At 62.7% G+C, this 16,836-nt stretch carries 14 protein-coding genes and 1 tRNA gene; 8 read left to right on the top strand and 7 right to left on the bottom strand.

Translation table 11 applies throughout. The annotated features are described in order from the left end of the window. Window positions 1-87 precede the first annotated feature (87 nt). The 4 genes from CDV44_RS26240 to msrA all read left to right on the top strand — a co-directional run bounded on the left by CDV44_RS26240 (window position 88) and on the right by msrA (window position 3,322). Complete coding sequence (locus CDV44_RS26240) at window positions 88-756, top strand: amino acid ABC transporter permease (RefSeq protein WP_058377682.1); 669 nt, start codon at window positions 88-90, stop codon at window positions 754-756. Next, on the top strand, window positions 753-1,529 hold the full coding sequence (locus tag CDV44_RS26235; RefSeq protein ID WP_087691569.1) for an amino acid ABC transporter ATP-binding protein: 777 nt from the start codon (window positions 753-755) through the stop codon (window positions 1,527-1,529). Before CDV44_RS26240 ends, CDV44_RS26235 begins: the two co-directional genes overlap by 4 nt. A 19-nt stretch (window positions 1,530-1,548) precedes the next feature. Then, a complete protein-coding gene (gene hutG, locus CDV44_RS26230) occupies window positions 1,549-2,496 on the top strand; it encodes a formimidoylglutamase (protein ID WP_087691568.1) in 948 nt (315 codons plus the stop codon). A gap of 256 nt (window positions 2,497-2,752) precedes the next feature. After that, entirely contained in the window at window positions 2,753-3,322 is a 570-nt protein-coding gene (gene msrA, locus CDV44_RS26225) for a peptide-methionine (S)-S-oxide reductase MsrA (RefSeq protein ID WP_058380133.1), read from the top strand. Window positions 3,323-3,403: 81 nt separating this feature from the next. On the opposite strand, the gene CDV44_RS26220 is transcribed toward msrA, so the two are convergent. Continuing rightward, window positions 3,404-4,105: a hypothetical protein gene (locus CDV44_RS26220; RefSeq protein WP_141118812.1), complete on the bottom strand. Its 702-nt coding sequence runs from the start codon at window positions 4,103-4,105 to the stop codon at window positions 3,404-3,406. A 205-nt stretch (window positions 4,106-4,310) separates the two neighbouring features. Then, the gene (locus CDV44_RS26215; protein ID WP_087691566.1) at window positions 4,311-4,670 is read right to left on the bottom strand and encodes a hypothetical protein; all 360 of its coding nucleotides are present in this window, start codon (window positions 4,668-4,670) and stop codon (window positions 4,311-4,313) included. A 414-nt stretch (window positions 4,671-5,084) separates the two neighbouring features. On the opposite strand from CDV44_RS26215, the gene CDV44_RS26210 reads away from it, so the two are divergent. Both CDV44_RS26210 and fabV read left to right on the top strand, forming a co-directional pair. Next, complete coding sequence (locus tag CDV44_RS26210; protein WP_087691645.1) at window positions 5,085-6,623, top strand: MFS transporter; 1,539 nt, start codon at window positions 5,085-5,087, stop codon at window positions 6,621-6,623. Window positions 6,624-6,712: 89 nt separating this feature from the next. Then, window positions 6,713-7,906: an enoyl-ACP reductase FabV gene (gene fabV / locus CDV44_RS26205; protein ID WP_087691565.1), complete on the top strand. Its 1,194-nt coding sequence runs from the start codon at window positions 6,713-6,715 to the stop codon at window positions 7,904-7,906. Between the two features lie 72 nt (window positions 7,907-7,978). On the opposite strand, the gene CDV44_RS26200 is transcribed toward fabV, so the two are convergent. The 4 genes from CDV44_RS26200 to CDV44_RS26185 all read right to left on the bottom strand — a co-directional run bounded on the left by CDV44_RS26200 (window position 7,979) and on the right by CDV44_RS26185 (window position 13,619). Beyond that, a complete protein-coding gene (locus CDV44_RS26200; RefSeq protein ID WP_087691564.1) occupies window positions 7,979-9,175 on the bottom strand; it encodes a DUF72 domain-containing protein in 1,197 nt (398 codons plus the stop codon). 130 nt (window positions 9,176-9,305) lie between these two features. Then, entirely contained in the window at window positions 9,306-10,526 is a 1,221-nt protein-coding gene (locus CDV44_RS26195; RefSeq protein WP_087691563.1) for a cyclopropane-fatty-acyl-phospholipid synthase family protein, read from the bottom strand. 114 nt (window positions 10,527-10,640) lie between these two features. After that, window positions 10,641-11,288: a pyridoxamine 5'-phosphate oxidase gene (gene pdxH / locus CDV44_RS26190; protein WP_087691562.1), complete on the bottom strand. Its 648-nt coding sequence runs from the start codon at window positions 11,286-11,288 to the stop codon at window positions 10,641-10,643. Between the two features lie 273 nt (window positions 11,289-11,561). Then, window positions 11,562-13,619, bottom strand: a complete 2,058-nt coding sequence (locus CDV44_RS26185) for an AsmA family protein (protein ID WP_249277738.1) — start codon at window positions 13,617-13,619, stop codon at window positions 11,562-11,564. Between the two features lie 19 nt (window positions 13,620-13,638). On the opposite strand from CDV44_RS26185, the gene tcdA reads away from it, so the two are divergent. Continuing rightward, entirely contained in the window at window positions 13,639-14,487 is an 849-nt protein-coding gene (tcdA, locus tag CDV44_RS26180) for a tRNA cyclic N6-threonylcarbamoyladenosine(37) synthase TcdA (RefSeq protein WP_087691561.1), read from the top strand. Between the two features lie 216 nt (window positions 14,488-14,703). Here tcdA and CDV44_RS26175 read toward each other — a convergent pair whose 3' ends face one another. Continuing rightward, window positions 14,704-16,356 carry an AMP-binding protein gene (locus tag CDV44_RS26175; protein WP_087691560.1) on the bottom strand — a complete coding sequence of 551 codons (1,653 nt, stop codon included), beginning with the start codon at window positions 16,354-16,356 and terminating at the stop codon, window positions 14,704-14,706. Window positions 16,357-16,763: 407 nt separating this feature from the next. On the opposite strand from CDV44_RS26175, the gene CDV44_RS26170 reads away from it, so the two are divergent. Beyond that, window positions 16,764-16,836, top strand: a tRNA-Arg gene (locus CDV44_RS26170).

Genomic DNA, 16,836 nt, shown 5'->3' with positions numbered 1-16,836 from the left:
TGAGTCCGGGCAGATATCTTGCCCGGTCGCAGGTTGGCCGCGGCAAGAAAGTCGCAATAAAGCAGTAGAGCAACTGACGGAGTACGCATGGAACTCGATTTTTCGCCGGTGTGGGCAAACTGGCAGGACCTCGCGCACGGCGCGCTCGTTACCGTCGAGGTAACTGTCTGCGCGCTGGCCTTGGGCTGCGTGTTGGGTTTGCTGGTCGGCATGGGGCGCCTGAATCCGGCGCATCGCATCCGCTACGGCATCTGCACCATCTATGTCACGTTCATTCGTGGCACGCCGCTGCTGGTGCAGCTCTTTATCCTGTTCTTCGGCCTGCCGCAGTTCAACATTCTGCTGCCGGCGTTCCTGTGCGGTGTGCTGGGTCTGGGCATTTATAGCGGTGCCTACGTCTCGGAAATCGTGCGGGGCGCCATCCAGTCGATCGAGCGCGGCCAGATGGAAGCTGCCCGCTCGCTCGGTATGCCCTACGGCATGGCCATGCGCTCGGTGATTCTGCCGCAAGCGATCGTGCGCATGATTCCGCCGCTGGGTAACGAATTCATTGCGTTGATCAAGAACTCGGCACTCGTGTCGTTGCTCACCATTCACGACGTGATGCACGAAGGCCAGAAGATCATCAGCGTGTCGTACCGCTCGCTGGAAGTGTATCTGGCGATTGCGTTTGTTTATCTGATTCTGACCGGTGCCACCACGCTGCTGTTGCAGCGCGCCGAGAAGTCCCTGCGTGCCGGAGGTGCCGTGCAATGAGCAATGTGAAGAAAGACATCGGCGCGCCGATTCTCAAGATCGAAGGGCTGGGCAAGGCCTACGGCAGCCATCAGGTGCTCAAGGGCATCGACTTCGAAGTCGATGCACGTCAGGTGGTTGTGGTCATCGGGCCGAGCGGCTCGGGCAAGAGCACGTTCCTGCGCTGCTGTAACGGGCTGGAGACGGCCGAGCAGGGCACCATCGAGATCGTCGGCAAGAAGCTCGTCGATCACGGCAAGATGATGAGCGAGAACGCGCTCAACGAACTGCGCACCGAAGTGGGCATGGTGTTCCAGTCGTTCAACCTGTTCCCGCATCTGACGGTGCTCGAGAACGTCACGCTGGCGCCGAAGAAGCTGCGCGGCATGAAGGGCGGGGAGGCCGAGAAGCTCGCGCGCGAGTTGCTTGCCAAAGTGGGGCTCGCCGCCAAGGCCGACGTGTTCCCGGGCACGCTCTCGGGCGGTCAGAAGCAGCGTGTGGCCATTGCGCGTGCGCTGGCCATGCAGCCGCAGGTCATGCTCTTCGACGAACCGACGTCGGCACTCGATCCGGAACTCGTGGGTGAAGTGCTGCAAGTGATGAAGGCGCTCGCCAACGACGGCATGACGATGCTGGTCGTGACGCACGAAATGGGGTTCGCTCGCGAAGTGGCCGATGTGGTCGTCGTGATGGATCAGGGCCGCATCATCGAAGCCGGTGCGCCCGAACAGATTTTCACCGCACCGCGTGAAGCGCGTACGCGTGAGTTTCTGCAAGCAGTTATCGCACGGTAAGGGCAAGGCAGGTACACGTATGACAATCGATCGAACGGTGTGGCAAGGCCGTGTGGATACTGGCGAAGCCGGTCACACGCTGCGTCTGCATCAGGTGCTTCGCGACTACGATGCGGCGCAGGCCGCGGGCGGCGCTGTCGTCCTGGGTTTTTGCAGTGACGAAGGCGTGCGCCGCAATCACGGGCGCCAGGGCGCAGTGGCGGGCCCCGACATGCTGCGCCGGGCGTTGGCGAGCCTGCCCGTGCAGGGCACGCCGGCCGTGTTCGACGGCGGCAACATCGTGTGCGCCGACGACCGGCTTGAAGCGGCGCAAGCCGCCCTCGGCCATCGCGTGGCCGAAGTGCTGGCCGCTGGTGCGCGTCCGGTGGTGCTCGGCGGCGGTCATGAAATCGCCTACGGTACGTTCCTCGGGGTCGCCGAACACTTCGGCGACCGCCTTCGCGACGAGCCGATCCTGATCCTCAATTTCGACGCGCATTTCGACTTGCGTGCGCAACCGACGGCCAGCTCGGGCACGCCCTTCTGGCAGATCTCGCAGTTGCTCGCCGGGCGTCAGGCGCCGTTCCATTACGCGTGTCTGGGCGTGAGCCGTTACAGCAATACCGACGCACTGTTCGAACGTGCGAAGGCGCTGGATGTCGACTTCTGGCTCGATACGGAAATGCTGGCGCATCGTCTGCCGGAAATGTGCGAACGGCTGGAGAAGAAGCTCGCCCGCGTGAGCCACGTCTATCTGACCATCGACATGGATGTACTGCCGGGCGAGAAGGCCCCGGGCGTGTCGGCACCGGCGGCGCACGGCGTAGCGTTCGAAGTTGTCGAGACGCTCATCGGCGTGGTCCGCCGCTCGGGCAAACTGCGCGTAGCCGATATTGCCGAGTACAACCCGACGTACGACCGCGATGGATTGACGGCGCGTGTGGGGGCACGTCTGCTGCACCCGTTGATCACGCAATTGGAAGGCTGAGCCGGGGGCTGAATGCGTCGCGGGACGGAAAGCGCGAAGCAAGGCAGGACGGAAAATCGAATGCGCGGTTGAGTGCGGGAGGCGATGGGCGTGAAGGGTTATTTGCGCCAATCGCGGAATTTCTGCGCGACAATAGGGCGGGCGATCGATGGTGATCGCCCGCCCTATTTGTTTGGTGCGTTTTTTGGTGCGCTGCCGCAAAATTCCCCGGATTTCGCGGGTCGCGCGCCGTCCGAAGTCGACAAGCGAGGTCACGATGACAGAGCAGACGAATTCCCCCAACGATGCCCACACCGAAGTCGCCACCTTGGCCGGTGGTTGTTTTTGGTGTCTCGAGGCTTGTTACCAGCAGCTCGACGGCGTGAAGCGCGTCGTCTCAGGGTACGAGGGCGGTCAGGTCGATAACCCGAGTTACGAGCAGGTTTGCGAAGGCGATACCGGCCACGCCGAGGTGGTGCGCCTGACTTACGATCCGGACATCGTCAGCTATGAAGAATTGCTGATCGTGTTCTTCTCGATTCACGATCCGACCACGCTGAACCGGCAGGGCAACGACGTCGGCACGCAATATCGTTCGGCGATCTTCTATCACGACGAGAAGCAGAAACAAGTCGCCGAGCATCTGATTGCCGAGTTGATGGCCGAGATGACCTATCCGGCACCGATCGTCACGCAGGTCGTGGCCGAAGAGACGTTCTGGCCGGCCGAGGCTTATCACCAGAACTACTTCGTCCAGCATCCCGATCAGGGCTACTGCGCGTATGTCGTCGCCCCGAAACTCAAGAAATTCCGCGAGAAGTTCTCGCGTCGATTGAAGGCCGCTTGAGCGTAAGCGCCGGACTCGCACGTGAGACGGATACCGTGCTCACGTGCGGCGTCGCGTTCCGCGCTTACGCATCCGCGGCGCTCAGAGTATGGCGCAGCGCAGACCGGCCCTCGGCATCGTCTGCGCATCTGCCGTTGCCGGTCGTTCGGCATCACGACGTTGTCGGCATGTCGCGAGATGGCGCGTGAAATCGGAAACTTGCATCATCGCCGGCGTGATCTTCGTCTCCCTGTTTTCCCGTGCACCGTGCCCAGCCATCCCCGCGGCCCCGTAATGGAAGTCGATGATGGCCGCGTGAGCGCTCGCGACATCGTGCCGATACTCGTTGGGTGTATCGAGAAACATGAGCTCGCTGGCACCGAAGTCCAGCAGTTCCGCCTCGCTGGGCACCCCCTCACTGACCGAAAAGAAACCGCTCGCCACCGCGTGCGCGCCCACGTCATAGCGTAATGCGTTGATGGTGCCCGGCGCGTAATCAGGTCCGTCGCGCAGTAGCGACAGCAGGCCGATCTGGCCGATGACGCGTTCAAGCGAAGTGGCATCCCCTTGCGGATGCAGCGTGAGAATCGTCGCCAGCATCTCGCGCAATTGCGCGTTGTCCGGCACGCAGGCGTTCGGGCAACCGTCTCGTGGCGTCAACAATTCCGTCAATGCGTTTCGAACGTAGCGGTCGACCGGCACCGGCTTGCACTCGATGACACCGAGCCGGAAACGATCGGTCGCGCCGAGGGAGAGGGACGGCCCCGCAGGCAGTGCCGATAGTGCCGGTGGTGCATTGGTCATTGCGCGCAGATCGGCGGCCACACGGGGCGGTTCAGCCGCACGGAGGCCGAGGCTGGAGGGTTCGCCTGGCAGGGAAAGGGCGGGAGCGAGGGCGTAGGAAGGTGGGCAAAGCGTGGGATTGGCGACAGCAAGACTCGGCATGTAGCGCGATCTCCTGAGAGTTGAAATGGATGAAGACGGGGCTGGGGGCAGGCGGGATTGGGGCTCATCCCACCACGGTTACCGGCATTCCCTCGGCTTCCGCGAACAGAATCAGGCAGTGTTCCCCTACGTCCAGCGCGTGACCGTAGGCGGCGTCGAAGCTTTCGAAAACGAAGGCCTCCCGGGCGTCGGGCACTTGTTGCGTCACGATTTCGAAGCGATGGTGATCGAACCGGATATCGAGATACGTATCGCTCTCGTGAAACCAGACGACGTAGCCGCCGAATGGCAGGGTGGCAGGGGGCTCGCGCACCGTTGCCGTGCCGGGCGCGGCAGTACCGGGTGCCGCCTGCATCGAACGTGCATTGGGCGGCTGCGCATCCAGCCAGCGCTGATAGTCGTCACGAAAGGGCCGATCCGTCATGGGCGTATCTCCTTGGGAATGACAATGGCGCCTGTGAGGCGCCGGGGCGATGGTGCGATAAGTGACGTCCGCCGGTTGTTGCGAACGGGCTTGTCTTTGCCGAATTTGCGTCGAGTCGGGCGCACAACCGGCATCGGGGGAGGCCCCTCCGAAGGCGTGGCGCATACGATCATCGGGACGTGTTGATAGTGCCTTCCCGGGCCGGGCGGTAGTGCAAGGGACTTCCGAAAACGGTCTAGGACAACACCTCGATCCAGCAAATCTGCCCATCTCCAGCCGATTTCCACTGAAAACCCGCGCCGATACTAAACGTTCATATCTTCATTATTTTTCGCATAGAATGACGCTTCCCCTCATGAAGTCTTCAGGTAGTTAGCCGTGCGCCCCCTGCCTTTTCGCGATGCGTTGATGGCCATGATTGGCATCGCGCTCGTCAACATGCTGGTCGCTCTCGACCAGACCGTTGTCAGTACTGCCCTCCCGTCCATCGTCGCCGAACTCAAGGGTTTCGAGTATTACGCCTGGATCGCCAGCATTTATTTGCTTGCGTCCGTCGTGACCGTGCCGGTTTTCGGGCGGCTGGGCGATTATTTCGGCCGTCGCCAGTTCGTCATTGCCTCCGTGGTCACCTTTACGGCGGCCTCGGTGCTGTGCGGCCTGGCACCCAACATGCCGTTCCTGATCTTCGCGCGCGCGTTACAGGGCCTCGGCGGCGGGATGATGGTCGGCACGGCCTTCGCCTCGGTGCCCGATCTCTTTCCCGATGCGCGCTCGCGCGTGCGCTGGCAGGTGGTGATCACCACGGCATATGGCATCGGCACGGCGGCCGGCCCCTCGCTGGGCGGCCTGCTCTCCGAGCACTTCGGCTGGCGCTCGACCTTCTTCATCAACCTGCCGGTCGGCCTCGCCGCGCTGTACTTCGTGTGGCGATATCTGCCCAAATTCCCGTCGGTGCACAAGGGCGATGTCCGCGTCGACTGGCGCGGTGCGCTCTGGATCGCGGTCGTGCTGGGTGGTTTTCAGGTGTTCATCGAGAACGTGCCGGCGCATGGCGCGTCGCTCGTCAACCTGTTGCTCATCGTGGCGGTCGTCGTCGGCTTTTGGGTATTGTTGCGCACCGAGCGTCGCGCCACGCACCCGATCGTGCCGCTCGACATGTTCCGGCACCCGCAACTGGTGGTGCTGTTCACGCTGTCCGTGCTGATCGGCTTCGTGATGTACTCCCTGATCTTCTTCGCCCCGCTGCTGCTGCAAGGCGGCTTTGGCCTGAGTCCGCAAACGGCCGGGCTCATCGCGACGCCGATCGCCGCTTGCATTGCGCTGGGCAGCTTCATCAACACGCCCATCGTGGTACGCCTGTCGCGCCCGACCAACATGCTGATCCTCGGCTTCTGCCTGCTGGCCGTCGCCTCGGCCGGTGTGGGACTGGCGCATCGTGAAACCTCGCACGCCGTGCTCGCCCTGATGATGGCGTTCGCGGGCATCGGCATCGGGTTCATCCTGAACAACATGAACGTGTTCGGGCAGGAGATCGCCGGGCGCGAGCGCTTCGGCATCACCACCGCGCTGCTTCAGTCGACACGCATGGTCGGCGGCATGCTCGGCACGACCATCGTCGGCACGCTCATCAATCATTGGTACGCCAGCGGTGTGGCCGGTGCCGTGTCGGCCTACGACGGCACCCCGGCGTCGCACGCGGTCGCGCGGGCCCTCGATCCGCGCATTCTGATCGACCCGGCGCTGCGCGGCGACTTGCTCACCGACCTGCGCGCCATGGGGATCGACGGCATGCCGCTCGTTGAAACTGCCCGCCAGACGCTGGTTAGCGCCGTGCACGCCGGCGTGCTGCTCACCGGCGTAGCGGCGATCATCGCCGCGCTGCTCGTGCGCCGCATCCGCCAGATTCAGTTCCCGAAGCGGCTCGACCGGTCCGTGGTCGTCGCGCCGGAATAACGCGATAAGACGATAAGGCGTCGACCTCGTTTACAATGCGCGGTGTTTGCCGGTATGCGGCATCACCGAATTTTGTGAACGAGGTTTCCATGATCATCAAGCCACGCGTGCGCGGCTTCATCTGCGTCACCACCCATCCCGTTGGCTGCGAAGCCAACGTCAAGCAACAGATCGAGTACGTGAAGGCCCAGGGCCCGATCGCCAACGGCCCCAAGAAGGTGCTCGTGCTCGGCGCTTCTACCGGTTACGGTCTGGCCGCCCGCATCACCGCCGCGTTCGGTTGCGATGCCGCCACGCTCGGCGTTTTCTTCGAGCGCGCCGGCTCCGAGACGAAGCCGGCAACCCCGGGTTGGTACAACACGGCGGCGTTCGACAAGTTCGCCACCGAGAAGGGGTTGTACGCGAAGAGCATCAACGGCGATGCCTTCTCCAAGGACATCAAGGCCAAGACCATCGAGACGATCAAGAACGATCTCGGTCAGGTCGATCTGGTCGTCTACAGCCTCGCCGCGCCGCGCCGCATCCACCCGGAAACGGGGCAGGTCTTCAATTCCGTGCTCAAGCCCATCGGCAAATCGGTGACGCTGCGCGGTATCGATACCGACAAGGAAGTGGTCAAGGAATCGGTGCTCGAACCCGCGTCGCAGGAAGAGATCGACAACACCGTGGCCGTCATGGGCGGTGAAGACTGGCAAATGTGGATCGACGCGCTGGCCGAAGCCGGTGTGCTCGCCCCGGGCGCCAAGACCACGGCATTCACGTACCTCGGCGAGAAGATCACGCACGACATCTACTGGAATGGCTCGATCGGTGCTGCCAAGCGCGATCTCGACGACAAGGTGCTGAACATCCGTGCCAAGCTCGCCGCCAACGGTGGCGATGCCCGCGTCGCCGTGCTCAAGGCGCTGGTCACGCAGGCCAGCTCGGCGATTCCGATGATGCCGCTGTACCTGTCGTTGCTGTTCAAGGTGATGAAGGAACAGGGCACGCACGAAGGCTGCATCGAGCAGATCTACGGTCTGTACAAGGACAGCCTTTACAACGCCTCGCCGTTGCTCGACGCCGATGGCCGCGTGCGCACCGATCAGAAGGAACTGTCGCCGGAAGTGCAGACGGCCGTGATGGCACTGTGGGACAAGGTGACCAACGACAATCTGTACGAACTGACCGATTTCGCGGGCTACAAGCAGGAATTCCTGCGCTTGTTCGGCTTCGAGATCGATGGTGTGGACTACGACGCCGATGTGAATCCGGACGTGCAGATTCCGCATCTGGTCGCGTAAGTTGACCCGGTAAGCGTCACAACGTTGTCCGACGAGGGCCTGACCCCGGCGAATCGCTTGAATTCGCTGGCGTCAGGCCCTCGGCGTTTCTGAATTCGCGTCGCCGGTGTCCGGCGATGTGGCGTCGAGCGTGCCGGCTCTGTCGGCCTCCGCCGTCGACAGTTCGGCAATTCGCTCGGCCAAGGCCTGACACGATAGCGGCGACGAGCCCTCGGCCTTGTTGTTGACGATCACATAGACGGGGTGACCGGCGAGCGCATAGTGCGTGGCCAGCGCGGCGAGCACGTCGCGTGTCGTCGGGTCGGGATCGACGATCTTGTCGAACGGCGCGTACTTCGCCTTGGCTTGTTCGTAGCGATGCCCGCTATTCAGATTCCAGCGCACCACCAGCGGTCCGGCGCCGGCTTCATCGAGCATCGCCAATGCGGCCGCCTGCCGCTCCACGTGTGGCATACGCGCATGCAGGCCGATGCAATAACGCACGCCCAACTGTCCCAGCGCGCGCATCAGCCGGGGTGTCAGCAACGCGCCGTCGCGAATCTCCAAGGCGTAGCAGGGGCCCGGGGTCGGTATACCCGAAGGATCGTCGGGCAGTGCCGGCAGCGGTGGCAACGCCGCGAAAAACGCTTCAATACGTTGCACCAGCGTGGGAATATCACGCAGAAGTTCCGAGGGCAGCGGCGACATCTGGAATACCAGCACGCCCGCTTTGGAACCGAGCCCGGTCAGACATGGCGTGACAAACTGCTCGGTCGCAATTCGCGCATCGAGAAAGCAAGGGTTCGACGACAGGCCTTCGCCTTTCTCGCCACGCACGACGGCGTCGGTAACCACGCTCGGTGCCTTGATCAGAAATCGGAAGCTGTCGGGCACTTGCTCGGCGTACTTCTGATATTCGACGATCGTCATCGGCTTGTAGAACGACCGGTCGATGCCGACGCAGCGCAGTACCGGATGACTCGCGTACGCAGTGAGTCCCTGACGGGAGAGCTTGGTATCGCTGTAGTCGTCATCCCAGACAATCCCCTTCCAACCCGGAAACGACCACGACGACGTCCCCAGCCGAATGTTGCCGGGGAGGGTGTTGCCCGTGGATTGCAAGGCGGAGGAGACGGTCGCCGCCCCGACACCGCCGCGACGGGGCGTTCCCGCGCGGTGGCCGGTAGATTCGGGGGCGGTTGGGGTGGTTCGGGCAGGACCGACCTGCCCGGCGCGCCCGCCCGGCGCAGGATCGTCAGGCGGTGCCCCAAACAGATCGAACTGACTCATGGATGCCTACGGATGACGCGATGGATGACGAGAGGGTTGGTGCTACGGTCGACGCTATGGACGACGACGGACAACGCGATTAGACCACGTCCGCCACGTTGGCCGTCGTCCCGGCAATCTCGTCCGCCGCTCATCCGCCGATCGGGTTCTCGTACATATAGCGACGTGACCACGGCAGGCCCTTCGCTGGCTGCCCCGCCTTGCGGCACACGATCTGATAAATCGACACATGATCGTGTTCGAACGCATACGCGCAACCCGCGAGATACACGCGCCACACGCGGAAGCGCTCTTCACCCGCCAGCTCGCGCAGGCGCGGGGCATGCGCTTCGAAGCGCTCCGACCAGAGCGTGAGCGTGCGCGCATAGTGACGACGCAGACTCTCGACGTCGCTCGCTTCGAGCCCGCCGCGCTGCATCGACTCCAGCGCAAGGCTGATGTGCGGCAGCTCACCGTTCGGGAACACGTACTTGTCGATGAATTCGCCACCGCCCATGGCGGTTTCGCCACTGTCCGGGTCGGTCGAGGTGATGCCGTGATTCATCGCGACGCCGTCGTCCTTGAGCAGCGATGCCATCTTGGCGAAGTAGTCGGTGAGGTTCTTGCGGCCCACGTGTTCGAACATGCCCACGCTGGTGATGCGATCGAACTGGCCTTCGACGTCGCGGTAATCCTGAATGCGGATTTCGATCTGATCCTGAAGCCCCGCTTTCCTGACCCGCTCGGTCGCCAGATCGTACTGGTTTTGCGAGAGCGTGACGCCCACACATTTCGCGCCGAACTTCTTGGCCGCGCGAATCACCAGCGCTCCCCACCCGCAGCCGATATCGAGCAAGGTCTGCCCGGGCTGCACCTGAATCTTCGTGAGGATGTGATCGATCTTCTTTTCCTGCGCCGTATCCAGGTCTTCGTCGCCCTGTTCGAAGTAGGCACACGAATAGACCATGTTCTTGTCCAGCCAGAGCTGGTAGAAGTCGTTCGATACGTCGTAATGAAACTCGATCGAGCGCTTGTCGGACTGTTTCGTGTGATTGAAGTGGCGTGTGATGCGTCCGAGCGGACCGATCGCCGAAAGGCTGCTGCCGGCGAGCGCGTAGCTCATGTCGATAACGTCGGAGAGCTTGCCTTCGACGTCGATCTCGCCCTTCACATACGCCTCGCCTAGATTGTCGAGGCTGGGGGTCAGCAAGCGCGTCATGGCCGCAGGGCCATTGACGCGCAACGTCACGCTGGGGTTGTCGAACGCACCAAAATCATAGTGCTGCCCGTTCCAGAGCGCGAGGCGGATCGGCAGGTTGGAGGAAGTCTTGACGCCGCTGACCCAGCTTTCGAGTTTTTTCTCCCACAACATGGATGTGCTCCAAGTGTCACCAAAAAAACTTTAAGTCCGTACCGCACGGCGCGGCGACGTCTCCTCGTCAAACGGGCGGGCAGGCGTACCGCGTCGGCCAAGCCGATGCGTGGGTCAGGGTGAAAGGCGCGCCACGCGCCACGACCCATCGGCAAGCCGGAAATACTTGATGCGATCATGCAGGCGCGACACGCGGCCCTGCCAGAATTCGATGCTCTCGGGGTTGAGGCGATAGCCGCCCCAGTGCGGCGGGCGCGGCGGTGCGTCGCCGAACTGGCGCCGGAAATCCGCTTCACGCTCTTCGATGATGCTGCGATCGGCCACTTCGGCGCTCTGCACCGAGGCCCAGGCACCCAGCCGTGAACCGACCGGACGCGAGTGATAGTAGGCGTCGCTTTCTGCTTCGGTCACCTTCTCGACGCGTCCCTCGATGCGCACCTGACGCTCGAGTTCGACCCAGTGGAACAGCAGACAGCCGTACGGCGTCGCGGCCAGTTCCTGCCCCTTGCGAGATTCGTAATTCGTGAAAAACGTGAAGCCGCGTTCGTCGACGCCCTTGATGAGCACAATGCGTGCGTCGGGGCGGCCGTCGGGCGTGACCGTGGCGAGCGTCATCGCATTCGGCTCGGACAGTTGAGCCTTGAGCGCTTGCTCAAACCAGTGTTGGAATTGGTCGATCGGACTGGGCGCTACGTCGCGCTCGGAAAGTGAGCCGAGGGCGTAGTTTTTGCGCAGGTCCGCGAGTGATGGCGTCTGGGTCACGACGATCGTTGTCGGTCAGTTGCGGTTTGGGGTTGCGACACAGTATAGCGAAGAGTCGGCGAATTTGCGCACGTGGCGATTTGTCGCATCGCCGACACGTCATCGCGCCGAATGCCGCGTAGTACGGGCATCCAGCGCCATGTGCTTGATATTTAAGGAGTGAACTATTTTACGGGCTCGCCGGGACCGGCGGCCGAAGCGGATCCCGGCGGGGTGCCGCAAATCCCTGTGGCTGGCATGGGATTTGCGGCCGTTTTGCGACCTCAACCGGGCTTAGGGAGCCTCGCGGTCTGCCCCAAAAGTGGGCGCCGTACCGGGGCGCTGCGTGCTGCGCGAGGGCGTCGCCGATTTGCCACTCGCGCCGGGCACTGGCTTGACCGCCCCGGGGTTGCGGCTCGCCGGGCGTTGCAGGTTGGCGAGCAGCTCACCGCACGGGCTGTCCTTGCCCGGGCCGAGTTCGAGCAGCGGCACGAGCGCGGTGTATGGGGCGAGCACGCCAAGGGCAATGGCACCGCCCGCCCGGGCGACCAGCGTCGGCACGTTCACGCCCACGTCCGGATTCTTGAACGTGCCGTGCACGTACAGGGGCGAGCGCAACGACAGGAGCCCGAAGTGTTTCGGCTCGGGGCGGATCGTCAGGTTGAAGCGCTCGCGCTTGAGATCGACTTGCCCCGTCACGCCGATGCTGGTGTCGTCGGTATCGATCACGAAGGTGCGGGCGTCCATGATGCCGTCACGTACGGCAAAATCGGCCGCGGCACAGCGCATCTCGATCTGCTTGTCGCCAAAGAGCTTGGTGAGCACGATGTTGCCCACGTTCATCCCCAGGTACTGCAATAGCAGTTTGCTGACCGAGCCGCGATCGATCAGCGTCTTGATCTCGCCATTCGACGAGCCGGCCAGCGCGGCCACCGAGTTGCCCGTGGCGGTGAGCGCGGCGTCGCCGTTGACTTCACCGACGCTGGTCTTCATCAAGTCCACCTCGGGCAACAATTCCTTCATCTTCAGATGTCGCAACGAGATCTGCGAATCGACCTTCATCGGCTCGGCTTGCCCGTTGAGCACCAGGTTCGACGTAATGCGCCCGCCTGCCACCCCGAACTCCAGCGGTTTGAGCGAGAGCACGCCGTCGTCCAACACCACATGCGTGACAAGATTGTCGATCGGCAGGCTCTTGTCCTTGATGATCTTGCGGCCAGTGAACTGCACGTCGGCGTCGATGGCTCGCCAGCGGTCTGTCTTGAACGGATCGACGGGCAGCACCTTGTCCGACGGCGGCGCTTTCGGCTTGCCCGAAAGATCGCTGCCGCCCGACGGATTCTGGCCCCCGACGACCGGGCCCAGATCGACCAGCCGCAACTGATTCGAGACGACGGCGCCTTGCAGAATGTTGCGCGGCTCGCGCTGACGGAACACCAGCGTGCCCGACAGATCGCTCTGGCCGACCTTGCCCTGGAAGCGTTCATAACGCCACACGCCGGCCGTATGCAGCAGATGGCCATTGGTTTCGTAAGCGGGGGTTTCCGGCAACAGCACGCCGGTAATCGGATAGAGGTCGGCCATCGTCGGGCCGGCCAGACGCAGGTGCATGTCGAGCGCAGAGAGCGTGGCTGGGTTGGTGAACGTGCCGCGTGCGGCAATCTGTGTGCGGCCGATGCGCACGCTGGCGTCGAGCGGGTAGGGGTCTCCCGAGTCCTCCAACGAGAGAACGTCGCCGCCACGCGCCTTACCGGTCACGGCAGCCTTGCGGAAGGTGCCTTTGAGCGTTACCCCGATACCGTACGGGGCTTGTCCGTCGATGGTGGCGACGTTGGCGGTCAGGTCGAGTTGCTGAGGCACGATATTGGCGCGAATCACGCCGTCTTCGAGAATCAGACGGCCGATACGAAACTTCCACGGCGAGGGCTCGCCGTTGCTTTTTGTGAAGGTCCAGTTGTTCTGGCCGTCGGCCCGTTCTTCGACAAGAATCTTGGGCGCGGAGAGCGTGACTTCGGGCAGGACGATGTGCTTGTCGAGCAGCGGCAGCCATTCGAGCGAGAACGTGAGGCGGCCGAGCGAGATCATGTTCGGCGTCTCGCTCCACGCAACATTGCCTAACACGATATCATTCGCGATCAGGCGAGGCCGCGGCAGCCAGCGCCCCAGTCCCGGGGTCTGTGCGTTCGGGGCGAGCCAGTGCAGTGACAGGTCGCCGCGAATCTCGAACGGCCGGCCGGTCGCGGTGCTCACTTCCCGGTTGATCCAGGGCCGGGCGTAGTTCCAGTCAAACCACGTGATGAACGCCGCGAATGCCAGCACGATGGCGACCAGAGTGATCGCCAGCCATTTCAAGGACGTTATCCATCGCATCATGAACAGTACCCCGTCGATTGTTGTTGCTCCGGTGCCTGCCACGCCATCGGAGGAAGATTTTGACGCGAACCGCCGTTTTGGCGGTATCGCGCGTTTATACGGTGACGACGGTCTCGCGCTCCTGCGGGAGGCCCACGTTGCTGTCATCGGCATCGGCGGCGTTGGCTCGTGGGTGGCCGAGGCCCTGGCGCGCAGCGCCGTGGGCAGGCTCACCCTCATCGATCTCGATAACGTCGCCGAAAGCAATACCAATCGTCAGGTGCATGCGCTTGATGGCAACTACGGCAAGCCGAAAGTCGCCGCGATGGCCGAACGTATTCTGGCCATCAACCCTGCCTGTCAAGTTACGCTTATCGAGGACTTCGTGGAACTGGAGAACCTCGACACGATGCTTGGCGGTGGCTTCGATTGGGTGATCGATGCCATCGACAGTGTGCGGGTGAAGACAGCGCTTATCGCGTGGTGCGTTGCGCACAAGCAGCGTCTTGTCACCGTCGGCGGGGCCGGCGGTCAGATCGATCCGACACGCATTCGCATCGACGATCTCGCTCGCACGATTCAGGATCCGCTGCTTGCAAAAGTGCGTGCGCAATTACGCAAGCAACATGGTTTTGTCCGTGGTCCCAAAGCCAAGTTCAACGTGCCGGCCGTGTACTCCGACGAGCCTTTGCAGTACCCCGAAGCGGTATGTGCGCCGGGCGAAACCCCCGATGCCGCTAACGGGCCCCAGGGGCTCAATTGCGCGGGTTTCGGCTCAAGCATGTGTGTCACAGCGACATTCGGCATGGCGGCTGCCGCGCACGTTCTGAAGCAAATGACGATGCGTGCCCCGAAAGCACGCACCTGACGTGTCTTTGTTTTACCAAGTCACGCGCGCCACGTCTGTAACCAAAAGTTACTAATGGGCGTGAAGTCGACGCGACGGGGGAAGCCGGGCGTGGAATAGAAAACGGCCGGGGGGCTGAACAGACCCCGGCCGTTTTTCATTGGTATGCCGCCATCGCAGGCGATCTCTCGAAATTCGTCACGCGACGAGAGATGACGCAGACGTGAGTGACGCCGATCAGCGAAGTTCGCGGCGCAGCACCTTACCCACCGGCGTTTTCGGCAGTTCCTTGCGGAACTCGATCACGTGCGGCACCTTGTAGTTCGTGAGGTGCTGGCGGCAGAAATCGATCACGATCTGCTCGGTCAGGTCGGACGACTTCTTGACGATGACCGCCTTGACCGCTTCGCCCGTACGCTCGCTGGGCACCCCGACGACTGCGGATTCGAGCACGCCCGGGCACATCGCGAGCACGCCTTCCACTTCGTTCGGATAGACGTTGAAGCCCGACACGATAATCATGTCCTTCTTGCGATCGGTGATACGAACGTAGCCTTGCTCGTCCATCGTGCCGATGTCGCCGGTGCGCAACCAGCCATCGGGCGTGACGGTCTTCGCCGTTTCGTCTTCCCGGTGCCAGTAGCCCTTCATGACTTGCGGGCCGCGCACGCAGATCTCGCCTTCCTGACCGAAGCCGAGGGCTTCGTTGGCGTCGTTGCGGATGCTCACCTCGGTGGACGAAATCGGCAGCCCGATCGAGCCGTTGAACTCGCTGCCGAGCGGGTTGATACACACGGCTGGCGAGGTTTCGGTGAGGCCGTACGCTTCGATGAGCGGATGCCCGGTCACTTGGCGCCAGCGCTCGGCCACGGCGCGTTGCACGGCGGCACCGCCACCGAGGGCGCACTTGAGGGCGCTGAAGTCGAGCTTGTCGAACCCCGGGGTATTGAGCAGGCCGTTGAAGAGCGTATTCACACCGGTCATGAACGTGAACTTCCACTTGCTCAATTCCTTCACGAAGCCCGGCATGTCGCGCGGGTTGGTGATGAGCAGGTTGAGCGCGCCCAGTTGCAGGAACACGAGGCAGTTCGCGGTCAGGCAGAAGATGTGATACAGCGGCAGGGCCGTGACGATGATCTCTTTGCCCTCTTCGAGGCCGGAGCCGATCCAGGCGCGCGCCTGCAACATGTTGGCGATCATGTTGCGGTGCGTGAGCATCGCGCCCTTGGCCACGCCGGTGGTGCCGCCCGTGTATTGCAGGAAGGCGATGTCGTCGTGACCGAGTTGTACCTCGTTCAGCTTGGCGCGCGCGCCTTGGGCGAGCGCGTCACGAAACGACACGGCGTGCGGAATATTCCAGTCGGGCACCATCTTCTTCACATGGCGCACTACGTAGTTCACGATCCAGCGCTTCGGGGCGGGCACCAGGTCACCGATGGCCGTCGTGATGACGTGCTTGACGGGCGTGTCGGGCAGGGCTTTTTGCAGCGTAGCGGCGAAGTTCTCGATGACGACGATGGCGGCGCAGCCGGCGTCCTTGAGTTGGTGTTCGAGCTCACCGGCGGTGTAGAGCGGGTTGACGTTCACGACAACCATGCCGGCGCGCAGGATGCCGAAGACGGCGACCGGATATTGCAGCAGGTTCGGCGACATGATCGCGACGCGCGAGCCGCGCTCCAGCCCGGGCAGGCTTTGCAGATAGGCGGCGAAGTCGCGCGATTTTTTCTCGAGGTCGGCGAACGTCATCGTCACGCCGAGGTTCGAGAAAGACGGGCGATTTGCGAATTTCTGGCAGCTTTGAAGAAACAGGTCGTTCAGCGAACGATACGCGTTGACGTCGATCTCGGCCGGCACGCCGGGCGGATAGCTCTTGAGCCAGACTTTTTCCATGAGCGCCTCCTTGAATATGGTTTTTATCGCATCGTCGCTTCCGGGGGAAGGGGGTTCCCCGTGGCGCCGTGCCTGTTTTGAATGTCGACGCGCGAAATGGTGCGCTGCCCGATGTTCCCTTGGGGAACTGTGCTCGGTGCACGCGGCGCCTTGAGCGCAGAAATCATGCGTCGCAAAAAGCCGTAGGATACCGTGTCGTTTGCGCGCGTAGCAGAGGGAATCCCATGATTTGGCGCGGGTTTGCGTGGAGTAATTGTTCTAGCGGCAAACACTTGCCACGGTGGGCGATTCCGCGCTAATCCCGCATGGAATGCGCGGTGAGGCGGGGAAATCAGAGATATGACAAAAGAATTGCAAAAAACACTTGCGCGGTGAGTTGGTTTCTTACATAATTCTGTTCTCACAGCGCGGCTGTAGCTCAGTTGGATAGAGTACTTGGCTACGAACCAAGGGGTCGTGGGTTCGAATCCTGCCAGCCGC

Source organism: Pandoraea sp. PE-S2R-1, assembly GCF_002179865.1.
GTDB lineage: Bacteria > Pseudomonadota > Gammaproteobacteria > Burkholderiales > Burkholderiaceae > Pandoraea.
Note: the sequence above shows the minus strand (reverse complement) of the source record. Positions and strands in the feature narration are given on the sequence as shown.

Excerpts from the sequence above, each read along its gene's own strand:
- CDV44_RS26240 (WP_058377682.1), top strand. The coding sequence starts at position 88 with ATGGAACTCGATTTTTCGCCGGTGTGGGCAAACTGGCAGGACCTCGCG.
- CDV44_RS26235 (WP_087691569.1), top strand. The coding sequence starts at position 753 with ATGAGCAATGTGAAGAAAGACATCGGCGCGCCGATTCTCAAGATCGAA.
- hutG (WP_087691568.1), top strand. The coding sequence starts at position 1,549 with ATGACAATCGATCGAACGGTGTGGCAAGGCCGTGTGGATACTGGCGAA.
- msrA (WP_058380133.1), top strand. The coding sequence starts at position 2,753 with ATGACAGAGCAGACGAATTCCCCCAACGATGCCCACACCGAAGTCGCC.
- CDV44_RS26220 (WP_141118812.1), bottom strand. The coding sequence starts at position 4,105 with ATGACCAATGCACCACCGGCACTATCGGCACTGCCTGCGGGGCCGTCC.
- CDV44_RS26215 (WP_087691566.1), bottom strand. The coding sequence starts at position 4,670 with ATGACGGATCGGCCCTTTCGTGACGACTATCAGCGCTGGCTGGATGCG.
- CDV44_RS26210 (WP_087691645.1), top strand. The coding sequence starts at position 5,085 with ATGATTGGCATCGCGCTCGTCAACATGCTGGTCGCTCTCGACCAGACC.
- fabV (WP_087691565.1), top strand. The coding sequence starts at position 6,713 with ATGATCATCAAGCCACGCGTGCGCGGCTTCATCTGCGTCACCACCCAT.
- CDV44_RS26200 (WP_087691564.1), bottom strand. The coding sequence starts at position 9,175 with ATGAGTCAGTTCGATCTGTTTGGGGCACCGCCTGACGATCCTGCGCCG.
- CDV44_RS26195 (WP_087691563.1), bottom strand. The coding sequence starts at position 10,526 with ATGTTGTGGGAGAAAAAACTCGAAAGCTGGGTCAGCGGCGTCAAGACT.
- tcdA (WP_087691561.1), top strand. The coding sequence starts at position 13,639 with ATGAACAGTACCCCGTCGATTGTTGTTGCTCCGGTGCCTGCCACGCCA.
- CDV44_RS26175 (WP_087691560.1), bottom strand. The coding sequence starts at position 16,356 with ATGGAAAAAGTCTGGCTCAAGAGCTATCCGCCCGGCGTGCCGGCCGAG.